Annotated in this window: 11 protein-coding genes and 1 pseudogene; 2 read left to right on the plus strand and 10 right to left on the minus strand. The window is 60.6% G+C overall.

Annotation, left to right across the window (positions count from 1 at the left end; genetic code table 11):
* Nucleotides 1-53: 53 nt before the first annotated feature.
* From FBZ87_RS26710 to FBZ87_RS26720, 3 genes are all read right to left on the minus strand, one after another.
* The gene (locus FBZ87_RS26710; protein ID WP_145613628.1) at nucleotides 54-236 is read right to left on the minus strand and encodes a DUF736 family protein; all 183 of its coding nucleotides are present in this window, start codon (nucleotides 234-236) and stop codon (nucleotides 54-56) included.
* A 363-nt stretch (nucleotides 237-599) separates the two neighbouring features.
* On the minus strand, nucleotides 600-2408 hold the full coding sequence (locus tag FBZ87_RS26715; RefSeq protein ID WP_246134624.1) for a UvrD-helicase domain-containing protein: 1809 nt from the start codon (nucleotides 2406-2408) through the stop codon (nucleotides 600-602).
* On the minus strand, nucleotides 2405-4540 hold the full coding sequence (locus tag FBZ87_RS26720) for an ATP-dependent nuclease (protein ID WP_145613629.1): 2136 nt from the start codon (nucleotides 4538-4540) through the stop codon (nucleotides 2405-2407). Before FBZ87_RS26720 ends, FBZ87_RS26715 begins: the two co-directional genes overlap by 4 nt.
* A 727-nt stretch (nucleotides 4541-5267) precedes the next feature.
* On the opposite strand from FBZ87_RS26720, the gene FBZ87_RS26725 reads away from it, so the two are divergent.
* Nucleotides 5268-5837 carry a hypothetical protein gene (locus FBZ87_RS26725; protein WP_145613630.1) on the plus strand — a complete coding sequence of 190 codons (570 nt, stop codon included), beginning with the start codon at nucleotides 5268-5270 and terminating at the stop codon, nucleotides 5835-5837.
* A gap of 155 nt (nucleotides 5838-5992) precedes the next feature.
* Here the strand turns inward: FBZ87_RS26725 and FBZ87_RS26730 are convergent, their stop codons facing one another.
* From FBZ87_RS26730 to FBZ87_RS30270, 7 genes and pseudogenes are all read right to left on the minus strand, one after another.
* The gene (locus FBZ87_RS26730) at nucleotides 5993-6940 is read right to left on the minus strand and encodes a DUF2493 domain-containing protein (protein ID WP_186455007.1); all 948 of its coding nucleotides are present in this window, start codon (nucleotides 6938-6940) and stop codon (nucleotides 5993-5995) included.
* Between the two features lie 251 nt (nucleotides 6941-7191).
* Nucleotides 7192-8193 (minus strand): DUF7146 domain-containing protein, encoded by a 1002-nt coding sequence (locus FBZ87_RS26735; RefSeq protein WP_145613631.1) that lies wholly within the window; start codon nucleotides 8191-8193, stop codon nucleotides 7192-7194.
* Nucleotides 8194-8261: 68 nt separating this feature from the next.
* On the minus strand, nucleotides 8262-10313 hold the full coding sequence (locus FBZ87_RS26740; protein ID WP_145613632.1) for a ParB/RepB/Spo0J family partition protein: 2052 nt from the start codon (nucleotides 10311-10313) through the stop codon (nucleotides 8262-8264).
* Nucleotides 10314-10416: 103 nt separating this feature from the next.
* The gene (locus FBZ87_RS26745) at nucleotides 10417-11616 is read right to left on the minus strand and encodes a DUF932 domain-containing protein (protein ID WP_145613633.1); all 1200 of its coding nucleotides are present in this window, start codon (nucleotides 11614-11616) and stop codon (nucleotides 10417-10419) included.
* A 95-nt stretch (nucleotides 11617-11711) separates the two neighbouring features.
* Nucleotides 11712-12197 carry a thermonuclease family protein gene (locus tag FBZ87_RS26750; protein ID WP_145613634.1) on the minus strand — a complete coding sequence of 162 codons (486 nt, stop codon included), beginning with the start codon at nucleotides 12195-12197 and terminating at the stop codon, nucleotides 11712-11714.
* 118 nt (nucleotides 12198-12315) lie between these two features.
* Nucleotides 12316-12792, minus strand: coding sequence for a DNA -binding domain-containing protein (locus tag FBZ87_RS30265; RefSeq protein WP_145613635.1), 477 nt, complete (start codon nucleotides 12790-12792; stop codon nucleotides 12316-12318).
* A 106-nt stretch (nucleotides 12793-12898) separates the two neighbouring features.
* Nucleotides 12899-13123 (minus strand): annotated as a pseudogene (locus tag FBZ87_RS30270) (transcriptional regulator domain-containing protein); the annotation flags it as partial.
* A gap of 351 nt (nucleotides 13124-13474) precedes the next feature.
* Between FBZ87_RS30270 and FBZ87_RS26760 the strand changes: the two are divergent.
* Nucleotides 13475-14359, plus strand: coding sequence for a helix-turn-helix transcriptional regulator (locus FBZ87_RS26760; protein ID WP_145613636.1), 885 nt, complete (start codon nucleotides 13475-13477; stop codon nucleotides 14357-14359).
* Nucleotides 14360-14366: the final 7 nt, after the last annotated feature.

Below are 14366 nucleotides of genomic sequence, written 5' to 3' on the forward strand. Positions count from 1 at the left end.
ACCGTCACGTCGTCCATGCGTCCACCACTCAAGCCGAGCGGCAAGCATGCCCATCAATAACGCCCTGGGAAGGCGTGGCTGCGCTGACGCTTACCGTAGACGCGATGGTCGGGGGCGTTCTCCGACAGCTTCTGCACCGGCACGATGGTGAGACTGGCGGTGATGTTCAGGGTCTTGAGGATGCCGGTGAAGCTGTTGTCGTCGAGCTTGGTGAAGGTGCCGAGGGTGATGGCCATGATCTTTCTCCTTCGCTGTGGGGCGCGGGGCCTATCCCCGCGATGTCCCCGGCGTCAGAGCCCGCACAGGCGGCCGTGCCACCCGGAGCGCACGCGACGGGCCGCAACGCAGTGCAGGACCCGAGGGGGAGAAAATTTGCCGCGCGAGGAATGCCGGCACCGGGCCCCGCCCCTCAGGCGGGTGGTGCCGGCAGGGGAAATTTTCTCGAAACCCCGAGGGTTGGCGCGACCGCCGCGGGCTCTACGCCATCAGGAGAACAGCGGGGATGGGCTTGCGGCCGACGCTCCAGAAGAGAAAGGCATCACACGTGCAACTTCGTCGTCGTCCGGGACAGCGTTGTGCTGCTATCGCAAGGGAACTCGTCAGGCGTCATCCGGAACCTCATCGTAACCAAACACGCAAGCGCCAAGAACAGCCGTCGTGCTGTAGGGGAGACTGCGGCCGTCGAGGCGACCAGTCTCAGCGATTAGGTGCAGGTTCTTCCGAGGACGGGAGCAAACGACGTAGAGCAGCTTCTTGGCGCTTCTATCACCGTCAGGGTCCGCGAAGTGCGGGACCATTCCCTCAAGCATGGCAAATGCGATAACTGTATCGAACTCGGCACCCTTAACGCCGTGGATCGTCGAGATGGTAATTCCCGTTCTACTAGCGAACACGCGGCGAAACATACCAATGGCAGAAACGCCCTGGACACCAGCTCCTTCAAGCTGTGCAATCTGAGCCTCCGATCGCGCGAAGAATGTTTGGTGGTGCTCAGCGAGCGCAGACGAATCCGTCAGCTCGAAGCCCAGTGCGAGGCAGAATTCGTCGAAGTACAGTCGCAGAAACGCAAGCCCGTCATCTTGATCAATTTGGATCCCGTTGCAGCGGCGCAGCAACTCACGTTCCGACAAATCCCTGACCGAAATGCCAATATGGCGTAGCTCGACAAGAATTTCCTTCGCCCACCGCGTCCGACGTATATAGAGCTGCGGGGAAGGCTCAGTGAGAGCCATCCGGGCCACCTTAAACCAAAAATTGTTTTGATCGCGAGCAAACGGCGCCATACCAGGACCGTCAAAGCTGTATTCCGGTAAAGCACTCATCAGTCGACGCGTCAAAGCCGCTAGCTGAACCCACCGGGGGCCGACGACACATACCTCACGCGCCGCGATGCCTAGTTGTTCGCAGTTATAGCGGATGAGGCGAACGATCTCGTCGTCCACCCCCTGGTGCGCTGTCTCCTCATCGAATGACACTAAGCTTGCATAGTCGCGATCTTTGCCTTCCGCCTCGACATCAGCGGCGAATACCCGGTAGTTCGAGAAATATTCCACAATCCGGCTCGACGACCGGTAGTTGATGGATAGACTCTTATCGGCCAACTCAAGACCGCAAAGCGCGGCAAAATCCTCGCGGGTCATCGCGTAACCGCCGAGCGAGCCATAAATCGCTTGGTTGGGGTCACCAACTAAGAAGGTACGGGTCCGGCCTGCACCGGCTCGCAGGATCGCGGCAAGGATGGCGTACTGAATCTCCTTGGTGTCCTGAAACTCGTCAACGAGAACGAACTTAAAGATCGAGCTGAGAAGGATCGAAATCGACGGTTCGTTGACGATCAGGTCATGAGCGCAGCTCAGGATCATCTCGAAGTCGATCAATCGTTCCGCTTCGAGACCCGCCCAGTAATGTTGCAGCACTCCGAGAATTTGGGCTCGGCGGGCTGGATTTGGGGCTTCGAGCCGACAGCCTTCTGGTGTGAAATAGTGGTTGCAATCGAACGGCCGGATACGCGGTTGGCGTCCCAAGCAAAGCCTCTCCAGCCGCTGTTCCGTCTCACGCTCGTCGGCAACCCTGAATCCGAACTTCAGCTTTTCATGATAAATGGCGTAGGGCCGCAAGATCCAGTCAAGGCAGAACGAATGGATCGTGCCAATCCACAGGCGCTCCGTATTGACGCCAAGCCGCTCGATGCGCTCCTCGATCTCCTCCGCCGCCCGGTGGGTGTAGGTGATTGCCACGACCCAATGCCGGTCGGACTCAAGGCGAGACAATTCGAGCGCGATCTTGTAAGTAAGCGCTCGCGTCTTGCCGCTGCCGGGACACGCGATGAGGAACACACTGCCGTCGTGCTCGATGGCGTCGACTTGCTCGTCGTTCAGGTCATCTTTATTCCAAACAAACACCATCATGCATACCCCAGGACCTCAATGATAACATCGCCGGGGATTGCCGGGGCGAGAGCAGCAAGCAGTGCGGCCTTATCGATCTCACCCCGCTGATACTGCGCCGCGCGCGCGCGAACGTCAGCCACGACGATTGGCGGTAACAACGCAAGATTGTCATGCCTATTGAGACGATAGTGGATCATGTTAACCAGCACTGAACGGTTAAGCGGCCGGTGTGCCATGAAGATCGCCTCCAGCAAATAGGGCGGGATGCGCGATTTAGCAGTCACCCGCTTGGCAAGTTGAATTGCCAGCCATCCTTTCCCCGCGTTGTCCGCCATCGTGAGAATTCGGCGACCGAAACGCCCGGGATCAGCCGAGCGCAAATCATCAGTTGCAGCCTGAATCGTCGCCGGATCGACATAAACTGTCCCGACGCTATCTACGACGACCTCGACGTTGCCAGCCCGCACAAACTCGACCTCGAAGGTGCATTGAGCGAAGTGGGTCGACAACCACGGATTGCCGGCCTTAAAGGTGTTGAGTCGCGCTTGGCGTGCAATGCCAGCCGCGGCCGAATTAATGGCTTTGACCTTCTGCTTAGCTAGCGTCTCAGAATCGGCTGCATTAGTTGTCGTGTCGAAGAAGCAAGCGTCTAGGTCCGTCACAATGGCGCAGCGCTTGCGGATGCGATCGTCGTGGAAGAGCACGGCAACGTTTTCGAAACCAGTGCTCCGGACGTTGATGAGGCTAATGCCGAGTTCGTCGAGGCTGAGGCCCAGCACTTCCTTCACTAGGGCCGGGACCAGGATTTCCTCGGCGTCGCCTTCGACGAGGATGACGCTTTTGGCGAACAGCAGATTGCTACGCACCGCGTCGAGGTAGCGCTGGACGCTACGAATGTCGCTCTCATTTAGATCGGTAGTCGGCTGGTAAACCTCACATCGTGCACCGTTGCGGGCAAGGATGTTGACATTCTCAACGTTGCTGACCTCAGAAATGTGGGTCGAGTGAGTCGAGTAGATGACCTGGGTGTCGGTATAGGTTAGTCGATCAAAAAGCGTCTTCTGGATATGAGTGTGGATGTGTGCCTCTGGCTCCTCAATTAAGAGGAAGTTCGCGCAGGCCTGCTTGGCCTTTTGGTATTTGAATTCCAGCAACTTGAGCGTGAGATAGATAAGGTTTGCGCCACCGAGACTAAGTTCGTGGATCGCGCCCTCATAATCGTCCTCCGTCTCACCCACGAATAGCCGTAGGGATTGGAACAAGCGCTCGGCCTCAGCGGGAACCGCCGAGCGCACCGCCAAATTGGCCGGAGAATAGGTCTCGCCTGCGGCATCGCGAATGGTTTGGCGAATGTCGGTCCTAATCTCACCTACATCGGGCAAGTTCTCGATGGCCTCATTTAGGTCTTTGACCTTTTCGGTGATTGGCTCCAGCGTGATAGGGTCAATCTCCCCACTCTTGCTGCGAAGTAAGGTTAGGAGCGGATTAGTTCGCTGGCCTTGGAACTCGGCGACAACATCACGCAAAGCCTGGACGAAGGTGAAACAGATTTCCTTAGTAACCGACAATGCCCTCGGGATCGGGCCGCCAATCTCCGGCGGACTTAGCTCCTTCGGGAAACGGACCTCATCGAAATCGCCCACCAACGCTGTATACACCTCGGGATCAGTGAAGTCGGCGGTGCTTTTCCCAGTCAGGACGGTCTCATAGTCATCTGTCGTCAGGCCCTTCAGTACTTCGGCGAGACCCGCTTGATCGCCTTCCTCAAGCTCGCCCAATTTGGACCGAATGGCGGCACTCGGGCGGAAGATCAGATTATAGGTCGCGCGGCCTATGGCACCGCCTTCAATAGTACCGGCTCCATGCAGGAAGAGCGCCTGGATCGCTTCATCCTGGGAAACCTCACTGAACTCCAGGCTAATTATGATCCAGTGGCCACGCCAATTCTTGAGGCCACGATGGAAATCGGTCTCATCCAGCCGATAAGCCCAACGGAGTTGATCGGCGTCGAGCAGAAGCCGAATGGCGCGAAACAAGTTCGTTTTGCCCGAACTATTCTCGCCGATGATCGTGTTGACGCCCTTTTTGAAGACGGCGTCGGCTCGCTCGAAGTTTCGGAAGTTGACCAATTGAACGCGGGAGATATGCATGACGCTGGCCTTTAACTCGCATTCTTAAGTGCGCTAGCTAGCACTCACGACCAAGGTTAGTTGCCCTTCAGCAAACTGTCTGCAACTTTGAGAGCAGGTTGCCAGATCCGCGCTACCCGACCGCTGCCCCCCTCCCCGGAGCGCACGCGACGGACCACAACGCAGTGCAGGACCCGAGGGGGAGAAAATTTGCCGCGCGAGGAATGCCGGAACCGGGCCCCGCCTCTCGGGTGGGTGGTTCCGGTAGGGGAAATTTTCTCGAAACCCCGAGGGTGGGCGCGGCCGCCGCGGGCTTTACGCCATCAGAAGGACAGCGGAGATGGGCTTGTAGCCAATGCTTCAAAGGTGGAGAGAAAGGCACTTCCATTGCAACTTGATTGCAGCAACCGTTGTCAGCTTATCCTAAAGTTGCCGATTGTAATCAGGCCGAAAGATGGCACAATCGACGCCGATATTGATAAATAAACATATCCGCTGTACCCAGCTCTGCGCTGCAAGCCGTGCATGAGGTCCAGGCCACCGCACCATATCGTCACCGAAGATAGAAATTGATATAATTCAAGAATCCGTACGGTCGGTCTGCTTTGAGGAACGTCTCGCTATTAATTATTGATCGCCTGTTTTAGGGGCACAGATGCCTTTCGCCTTATTTACCCATGCTGAGCAAGTTGCAATCCGACAAGTGCTGAACTTCCAACGGACTTTCGCACCGTCAGGATCAGGTCCCATGACCGCACCTCCCGCCCAAGAGTTGCATATTGCGCTCGATGGGTCGGGAATTACGCAAATCGCATGCGCCACCCATCCAGCACGCGGCGGAAATATGAGTCAAGCGATGCAGACCGCGGCGAATTCTGCAAATGGCTGCCATATCATCCATAATCATCCCAGCCAAAGTTCACTCAGCCCTGATGATTGGGACGTGCTTGCGGCGCACCCCCGACTCCAGATGACCGCGGTAAATAGTGAGGGCACGACTTTTCGTGGTCGTATGTTGAATACAGCGTGCCTGCAGCAGGATCCTACCTATTTTCAGTCGCGCTGGGACTACGTGGCTGGTGAGTTTGAAAAGCAGATTACGTTGTGGTTTAGCTCTAGCAGTACGTTTGACCTCGGCAACTTCGGTACTCATAATGGCTGGTTGATTGGCCGTGCAATCGGCAAACGGCTGCAGGCCATCGGTTATGCTGACTTCGAATGTCTTCCCGATGGCGATAATGTCATCGCGTTGCGGAGTCCACATGCACCAATGATCGAGCGGACTCTTATGACTCTCTGTGCTCAGAGGATAATTTGATTGCAGCCTATAAAATCAGACGTGCTACGTGAATTGCAAAGGACTTTTTCTGTCGCTTCTGCCCAAAACCAGCCAATTTGCTCACAGCCGACTACAACAGTTCCCCAAAGAATCTGGTTGGCATTCCTGTTCTGAGCGTTCAGCCCGCTGTTTGTTCAGCAATCTTTCCCAAAGCGCCACACCGCAATGCCCATCTTCCGCGCTTTGTCAGCCAAGTTCTGCGAGATCCCTGAGCCCGGAAACGCCACCATCCCAATAGGCATCGCTTCCAGCAACTGGTCATTGCGTTTGAACGGCGCCGCGTTCTTGTGGCGGATCCAGTCGGGTTTGTAGACAATCTGCGGCACCTGCCGGTGGTCGGCCCAGCACGCGGCGATGCGCTCTGCGCCCTTCGGTGCGCCGCCGTGCAGCAGCACCATGTCGGGGTGCTTGGCGCGGACCTTATCCAGCACGGCCCAGATGCGCTCATGGTCGTTGCAGTCGACGCCGCCGGTGAAGGCCACCTTAGGGCCTGGCGGCACCAGCAACGTGTGGTCAGCCCGACGGCGGGCGGCGGAGAAGTCGCGGCTGTCGATCATGGCCGCCGTCATGGTGCGGCGGTTCAGCTGCGAGCCCTGGCGTGGGCGCCAGGTGGAACCGGTCAGGGTTTCGTAGGCTTCGGCGGCGGCATCGCGGAAAAACTCGAAGGCGTTGCGGCGTTCGATCAGACCGACACCTTCCGCGGTCAGCCGCTCCAGTTCGACCGACCGGATTTCCGAACCGTCCTGGTCACGCTGGCTGCGCTGCTGGGCCTGCTCATTAGTGTCCAGGTCGCGTTCCAGGGTCGCGATGCGACGATGAAAGACGTTGACGCAGGCCCACAGCAGGTCATCGAGGTCGTCCTCCAGCCTGGTGTCAGTCAGCAAGCCAGCCAAGGCCTCCAGACAGGCGCCAATCTCGGCACGGGCCTGATCGGCATCCGGCAGGGGGCGTGGGTCGGGCTCGTCTTGGAAGGGGCGATAGCCATACAGCTGAAGCTCCTCCAGCAGGTGGGCGGACGGGCTGCCATCGGTCGGCAAATTGGTATCCGTGAGAATGGTGGATCGGGAGTGGCGGTTGAACATGACGGTCACCGGAGCTGATCGGACGCGCCAATCGCGGCCTTCCGGGGATCACCCGCCAGGGCTTCAGGCCGGTCCCGCACCCTTTGTGGGCCGCAGCGGTAGCGGAGGACGGCCGGGCATCCGGCCGTTGCGGGACCGGCCGGCCCTGGCAGATCCCCACCCTGGGAGGCCGCCTCTCGCGCGGCCCGCCCGCCGGTGCACCAGCCCTGGGACCGCCGCATCGCCCCCTCACCCATCCGCTGACGGGCGGATCATTCCCCCGGCAGGAAAGCTGCCGCGTCTCGGCCGGCCAGTTGCGATGCGATCCAGTCCCGCAGTTCCGCTAGCCCGAAGGCCATCAGGTCGCTGTTGAAATCGTCGAGCCGGGGGTGGAGCGGCAGGACCTCCAGCCCGGCGTCGAGGCCACGCCGCAGGAGCTTGGCCAAGGCCCACCGCCCCGCCGCATCGGCATCACACGCGACATAGAGGCGGCGGAGCGCGGCGGGGAAAGTCCAGGCGCTGAGATGGGGTGCGGAGAGCGCCGCGACGGCGGGCAGCCGTGGGAAGGCCATGCGTAGCGACAGCGTGGTTTCCAACCCCTCGCCCGCCGCCATGACAGGCCCAGCGGCACCGAGGCGGACAGCGTAGCCCGCCAGTTGCCCCATGGCGCGGCGTGGACCATCCACCAGGGCCTTGCCACCATCGGGCGCCAACCAGGTGCGGTGCAGACCCCTTAACTGACCGTTATCGTTGGTCACCGCTGCGATCAGCGCAGGCAGGCTGACACGTCCGTGAGCCTCCCTCCGGTGACAGTGCGGATGGAAGCGCAAAGCCAATTCCGCCCGCACCAGCACGATGCCTCGGCCGGCCAAGTAGCGCGCCGCGAGTGTCCCCCGCACAGGCTGGCTCGCCGCGAACAGACGCCGGCACGATGCTGGCGTGCCGGTGTCGCGTTGCGTGGGCTCATCCGCGCGGGATGTCGGTGGCAGACGGAGGAAGACTTGCGCCTCCCTGATGGCGTCACGCAGGGACAGACCCTGGTTAAGGGCAATCAGGTCCAGCAGATCGCCGTGTTCACCGGTGGCGGCGTCCGTCCATTTGCCGGCGCGAGGCCCAACCAAACAGACATAGAGGCTACGGCCCGGGGCCCCCGACACATCCCCCACCTGCCAATACCGGCCCTCGCGGTGCCCCTTGGGCAGTAAGTGGCGGCAAACGTCCTCCGCCATGGACGCCAACTGTCGCGCGGTAGGGCCGGCATCCTGCGTCACCATATGAGCCTCCAAAGAAAATGGCCCGACACTGGGGTCGGGCCATGAGTTGATCCGAGATTGATGGACGGCTACTCGGCTGCGACCGGTTGCGCCCCTTCCGCTTCCTGAACCTCCGGCATCGGATCGGAGGCGTCGCCGGATGACTCGGGCGTGCCGAATACCTGGCCTGGTGACCGCAGCGGGACGGGCAGCCAGCCGGTGCCGGCCAGCAATTGCTCGGCCTGTTCCACCATGTCAGGCTTGCGCAGGTGGTCGATCCGGTGGGCGGCGGCCTCCCCCTTCGCCTCGGTCACCGCCTCAATGATGCGGGCCTTGGTCACCCGGCCAAGGTAATTGCCCGCCGTCGGCGCCCAGCCAACCGACGCCAGATCCAGTTGCAGGACGTTGGCGAGGCGGTCCGCATTCCGCCGGAAGGCGGGTGAATGCTCGACGGACGAGAGCACCGCGTGAATGGTGAGCGCGGCGCAGTGGGCGAAGAGGGCCGCCATGCTGTCCGCGTCGAAACTGACCAGGACGCCCCAGAGATCGCCGGCATCCTGGGGTAATTGCTTGCCCCAGTTCTCGTGCCGCGCCTGGATCGATTGCGCTGGCGCGCTGTCCGCCAGGCCCGGCGGCTGGATCACGAAGCTGGGGCTCCGCGCCGTGATCTGCAGGCAGGAATCCATACCGCGGCTATAGAAGGTTTGCAGGCAAAGGACATGCAGGACGGCGATGAACGCCGTGTCCGGATCCTGCGCCAGCGCGTCACGCAGGGCCAGGGTGCGATAGGCCGTCAGTTCCATCACCAGCCGCTCCGGCAGCGGCTTCAGGCCATCCTCCTCCGCTTCCAGGTCCTGGGTGACGGTCTCGTCGGCATCCGCTGTCGCCGGCAAGGCCGGCGTCGTCGCCATGCCATCATCGCCGCCGGCAGCAGCGACCTCGGCCCCCTCCCCCGGCTCCGGCTGCGGTTCGTCCTCCGGCCGAACGAAGCCCCGATCCACCCGCAGCACGCCCTCGGGACCGATGCTGATGAAGCAGCCCGCCCGGGCCATCTCGTCCGGCCCGAACCGCCGGGGACGGTCATCCAGTTTTGCCATCTCGTCCTCGATGGCGGACAACTGCTGATCGATGTCCTCCGGTGGAGCCTCGGGGCGGTCATAGATCTCGACCAGACGCTCATGCTGGGCCTGCAGTTCGTCACGCCGGGCCTGTTCCTCGTCCGTCATGGACACCTCCTCGGCCATCAAACGGCGCAGGCCGGCGGCGTGCCCATAGGAGAAGTCGAGATCGGTCTCGATCCACTTCCATCCCTCCGCCGTGATCGCTTCGGCGTTGCTGGCCAGTTTCTCGGCCACCAGGCGGTCCAGCAGCGGGACATCGCACAGCCACCCGCCCTCATCGGGCGTGAACAGGTCGCGCATCACCGGCCCGCCGGCGGCGACGTAGGTGTCCAGGCCGACGAACTTGGCCCGCTTGTCCCGGACGGGAACACTGCTGGCCGTCAGCGCCTGGCGGATGTGGAAAGGCTGGCGCTGCCAATTCTGGGACCCTGCCCAGACCTGCTCCTGGTGTTCGTGGTTGTCGCTGACGCTGAAGGCCATCAACTGCTCCAGCGTGATGCCGTCCTCGGCGTAGAGGTCCAGCAGCTTGGGCGACACGGAGGCCAACCGCAGCCGCTGTTTCACCACCGCCGGCGTCACGAAGAAGCGCGCGGCGATCTCCTCCTCATCCAGCCCCTTCTCCCGCAAGGTGTGGAAGGCGCGGAACTGGTCCAGGGGGTGCAGCGCCTCACGCTGGGTGTTCTCGGCCAGGGAGTCCTCCTCGCCCAGGCCTTCCGTACGGATGATGCAGGGGATGGGCGCCGTCTTGGTCAGGCGCTTCTGCTTCACCAGCAGTTCCAGTGCGCGGAAGCGCCGGCCGCCGGTGGGAACCTCGTACCGCCCGGTCTCCTTGCCCTCGGCATCCAGCTGCACGCGCACCGTCAGGCTCTGCAGCAGCGTGCGGCGGGCGATGTCATCCGCCAGGTCGGCGATGGACACGCCCGCCTTGACGCGGCGGACGTTGGCCTGGGACAGGACCAGCTTGTCGAAGGGAATGTCCTGAGACCGGCTCAGGGTGATCTTGGCAGGGGTAGTCGCCATGGTTGGTCTCCACGACGGGCCGGCGGGAACTCTCTCCCGCCTTCCAACCCGTCGTGAAAACCCCGGCCTTCCTTTTCCTCTGACCGCCGCCGTATCCGTGGGTTCAGGCAGCCCGCTCCAGCAGCCTCTTGGCCCGCCCTTCCATCTCCAACCGCGCATCCTGGTGGGGTTTGTGGCGGGCCACCGCCGTAATGCCCTGAACGAAATCGAAAATGCTTTCCGGCTTGCGGCCCTCCTCGGCCAGCACGGTCTCGATGATCTTGTCGGTTTCGCCCTTGGAGAAACCCAGTTTGCGCAGGAAGTTGGCCCGGTCCTCGTCATTGTGGGCGACGATCTGGGCGCGGGCAGCCAGGATGCCGTTGACGAAGGGTACCGGCGAGGAATTGGCGAAGCGGGTCAAGGCCGGGGCCACCTCATGCGCGAACCGGTTCGCGGCGTACTTGGAGTGCCGAATGGTGATTTCCTCGAAGTCTTCCACGCCCCATAGGTTTCGGTTCTGGCAGACGGCCCGGAGGTAGAAGCTGGCCATGCCCAGGGTCTTGGCACCGACCTCCGAGTTCCAGCAGAAGAAACCCCTGAAGAAGAGGTCCGGCGAGCCATCCGCCAGCCGGCCAGCCTCGATCGGGTTCAGGTCGTCAACCAGGAACAGGAACACATCCCGGTCGGACGCATAAAGCGTCGTCGTATCCCTGGTAACGTCGACCCGCGGGTTGTAGATGCCGGTGGACCAGTCCAGCACGCCCGGCACCTTCCAGCGGGTGTCGCCCGTGCCGTTGCCGGCGATGCGCTGTACGGCCGAGACCAGTTCGTGGTCATAGATCCGCCCATAGTCGGGCCCGGTGGCGGCACGAAGTTCGACCCGCCCGTCGTTGTCGACCTCCAGCGTCTTGATCTGCTCAGCGCGATTGGAGGCCAAGCCGTACTGGAGGTTGATACCGGCCAAGGCCGCCGGCAGCTGCCGAAGATAGGCCGCCGGTGCGCCCACCAGGCCGGCCAGTTGGCCGAAACTCCAGTGCGTCGGTGCAGCCGCCCGATCCGCCCCCGGGATCATCAGGGCCAGCGCGTCCGGATCGTCACGATCAGCCTCCACGCGAATATCAGCCGAGGGGATCGTCCTGGTTTGGCTGTGATCGGTTCGGCAGCGGACAGCGGAATAGAGGTCGCTGAGCGACAGGTAGCGCTCATCATCCGGCCGGGAAAACCATTCCGAGGATACCCGGCCCACCCGCTGGCCGCGAGTGACGTCCACCCGATAGCCACCCCGGTGATCTTGAGCGGCATCAAGGGTTTCAACCTGGCTCATGGCACGTCTCCATGACGGACGCCGGAGGCCTTCCTCTGGCTGTCAGTCCGTCACGGAAACCCGAGCCTTCCTCTCACTCTCACCGCTTCAGCCTGTTACCTAGGACACTGGCCGCGCGCTACCGCCGGATTAACCCCACCGCGCCAGAGACCCAGCGCCAGGAATCGCGCATTACGTTCAGCGGCATCGTAGTTCGCCTGACCAGCCGGGCACGTCACAGCCCAGCCCTGGCGAACCATCATCTCCGATAAAGACTTTCCGCCAACGAAGCAGTCTTCAAGCGCCCGGTTGGTTTCCGACAAACGGCATTGGATGAGCTTGCCGGCGACCAGATTCTGCAGTGCCTGCATGGCCTGCCGACCACAGTCCCAGCTACGCCCCTGCTCATCTGTGCACTGGTCTCCCGGCTTTGGTGAGGAAACCCCCGATAGCCGATGTCGGGCACCTTCTATTTCAAGGACGCCCGCATCGCTGGCAGTGGCCGTTCCTCCCGGTTGAGCTTGGTGCTGAGGCCAAAAGACGACAGCAACTCCGACACTGAGAAGAACCACCACAGGCAGAATGATGGTGAGCGCCTTCATTGTTCAGTCTCCTCATCGGGGGTGAGCGCGATGGAACCATTGGGTGCGGCCCGCCCTGGCATCAAAGCCGACCTGATCAGCACCCTGCGCTTCGCCCCCAGGACCCGCAGTCCACTACTCAAGACAGCAAGGCGCGATACCCACCGCGGGACAACCGGCGACCATCCCGAACCAATCGCTGAACACGGAGACGAAGATAGTCCGACCTTCCGGACCATTCGGTCGCTGTCCGCCTTTCGCCGACCAGCGCAGTTGCAATTTCTCGCTGGGTGGCACCAGCCGACACGGCGTCGAACGCGCGTAACTTGGCGACCCATCGGATAGCCGAAGGCTCCCGGGCATACAGGGAGCGTGGTAACCGCCCCAATCGCCGGCACATGGACAGCCGCCGCAGAGCTAGAACTTTGCAGTCGATATCGCGCATTCCGCGCAAGGTGCAGATTAGGTGGACTGGCCCTTCCAGCAGGGTGCCGGAAGTGACGGCGACCTGAAGCTGGCGCTGCCCGTCGCTCAGCAGCAGATGTTCGGCGCCGTCGGGGAGGCGCAGAATCGACACGAGGTTGCTGACCAGCCGCCAATCGAACAAGTCTGCCATCTCGGCGTAGCGGCCCGCCGGCTCCGCAACGAGCGGAACAATGGCAGGGTGCGCAGAAGGGTCCCAGAACACCCGTCCCCTGTCTGACAAATCGGCGAAAGAGAACCCCCCAGGCTTTCAAAGAAGAGAGGTCCCCCACTGCAGTGAGGACTTGCCCCTCTCTGCGGAAGTGAGGTGAAAGTCCACCCAACTGCGTTCGGAATTCTCCATTGCGCTTAAGCCACTCCCAGGCCCAGCCGACCCTATCAAGGGTTAGTAGAGCGCGATAGCTGGCGCCATTCCGCCAATCGGGGGCAACGTGAAACGATGCAGTAGGTGTCTCGTCCTGCATGGCATTCCTCCATTGCTTCCCGGAGCCTGGATCGCGCCGCGCGCGGTGCTTAATCGGCTTTTAATTGAATAACTGCTATCAATGATTATCGATCCGAACTTCACAAAAAACTTCCAAATTCGCGCGGCGAATGTCAAATGGGCGCTGAACTTTCGCTTATGCATTTATTAATAATATACCCATAGATGAATCGCCACATACCACCTCAGGTGTATGAAATTTTAATATTATACATAATAATAGAAAGAAATTAAAATTACCACAGAATTCCCAATATGTGAGTTTTGGGCAAAAACAAACCGAAATTGCACGATATCGCATCGATCTTTGACTACACACGTGAATGACTACATGGATAGGTATCTTTTCGTGGATTTTATGGCGGATGCTTTGCCAGCCGGTATCACGACCCAGCGTCGCATCCGGCAGCGACATCTTATTGTCGGCCAATATACCCTGGATCGTTGTCATGAAATTCGTTTTGGGTCACCACAATTTCTTCTACTCCAAAATGACGGCCCTCCGCACACATTAACTTGGCACACCCCAGGAAATCCGACACCGAATCGACAGCACGTTAAATTAGGAGAAATCAATATTATTCCACCTGAAACAATATTATATGCTAGCTGGCCCGAACAAATATCCACATTCATTGTTGCTTTGACTCCAAATTTTGTTGTCAGCACCCTGAAAACATTTCCCCCCAGTCGAATAGTGGCAGGGGCAGGCCCTTGGATTGGAATAGATGATCCCATGTTACTGAATATTTCCGCTGTCCTACGGGGGCGGCTTGACCATCGATCTCATGATGATTCCACCTATCTGCCGCTGGCAGGGAATCTTCTCATCACCCGAGCCTATGAACTCTTCGCTGGCCATACGGTTAGGCAACCGTTGGCGGCAGGCGGCCTCGGGCTTATGAGACAGCGGCACATTCTGGCCTTCATTGATGGTCGACTTCAGGAATCGCTCACCCTCTGCCGCCTGGCGCGCGAAGCCGGTCTAAGCCCCGATCACTTCGGTAGAGCATTTAGAATCAGCGTGGGATTGTCGCCCCTCCAGTACATTACCCAGCGGCGCATCTCGATGGCCAAAGAGGCCCTACTCACCCCCAATCGCACCATAACGGACATCGCAATGGCGCTCGGCTTTGCAAGCCCCAGCCATTTTTCTGATGCGTTCCGCAAGGCTACTGGCGTTGCACCTTCGAAATGGCGGCGCGAGCGTAACTAGTCACAAC

The sequence above is a fragment of the Nitrospirillum amazonense genome, from assembly GCF_007828035.1.
Taxonomy (GTDB): domain Bacteria; phylum Pseudomonadota; class Alphaproteobacteria; order Azospirillales; family Azospirillaceae; genus Nitrospirillum; species Nitrospirillum amazonense.

Coding starts and splice junctions, on each gene's coding strand:
- FBZ87_RS26720 (WP_145613629.1), bottom strand. CDS start 4,540: ATGCATATCTCCCGCGTTCAATTGGTCAACTTCCGAAACTTCGAGCGA.
- FBZ87_RS26725 (WP_145613630.1), top strand. CDS start 5,268: ATGACCGCACCTCCCGCCCAAGAGTTGCATATTGCGCTCGATGGGTCG.
- FBZ87_RS26760 (WP_145613636.1), top strand. CDS start 13,475: ATGGATAGGTATCTTTTCGTGGATTTTATGGCGGATGCTTTGCCAGCC.
- FBZ87_RS26740 (WP_145613632.1), bottom strand. CDS start 10,313: ATGGCGACTACCCCTGCCAAGATCACCCTGAGCCGGTCTCAGGACATT.
- FBZ87_RS26710 (WP_145613628.1), bottom strand. CDS start 236: ATGGCCATCACCCTCGGCACCTTCACCAAGCTCGACGACAACAGCTTC.
- FBZ87_RS26735 (WP_145613631.1), bottom strand. CDS start 8,193: ATGGTGACGCAGGATGCCGGCCCTACCGCGCGACAGTTGGCGTCCATG.
- FBZ87_RS30265 (WP_145613635.1), bottom strand. CDS start 12,792: ATGGCAGACTTGTTCGATTGGCGGCTGGTCAGCAACCTCGTGTCGATT.
- FBZ87_RS26745 (WP_145613633.1), bottom strand. CDS start 11,616: ATGAGCCAGGTTGAAACCCTTGATGCCGCTCAAGATCACCGGGGTGGC.
- FBZ87_RS26750 (WP_145613634.1), bottom strand. CDS start 12,197: ATGAAGGCGCTCACCATCATTCTGCCTGTGGTGGTTCTTCTCAGTGTC.
- FBZ87_RS26730 (WP_186455007.1), bottom strand. CDS start 6,940: ATGTTCAACCGCCACTCCCGATCCACCATTCTCACGGATACCAATTTG.
- FBZ87_RS26715 (WP_246134624.1), bottom strand. CDS start 2,408: ATGATGGTGTTTGTTTGGAATAAAGATGACCTGAACGACGAGCAAGTC.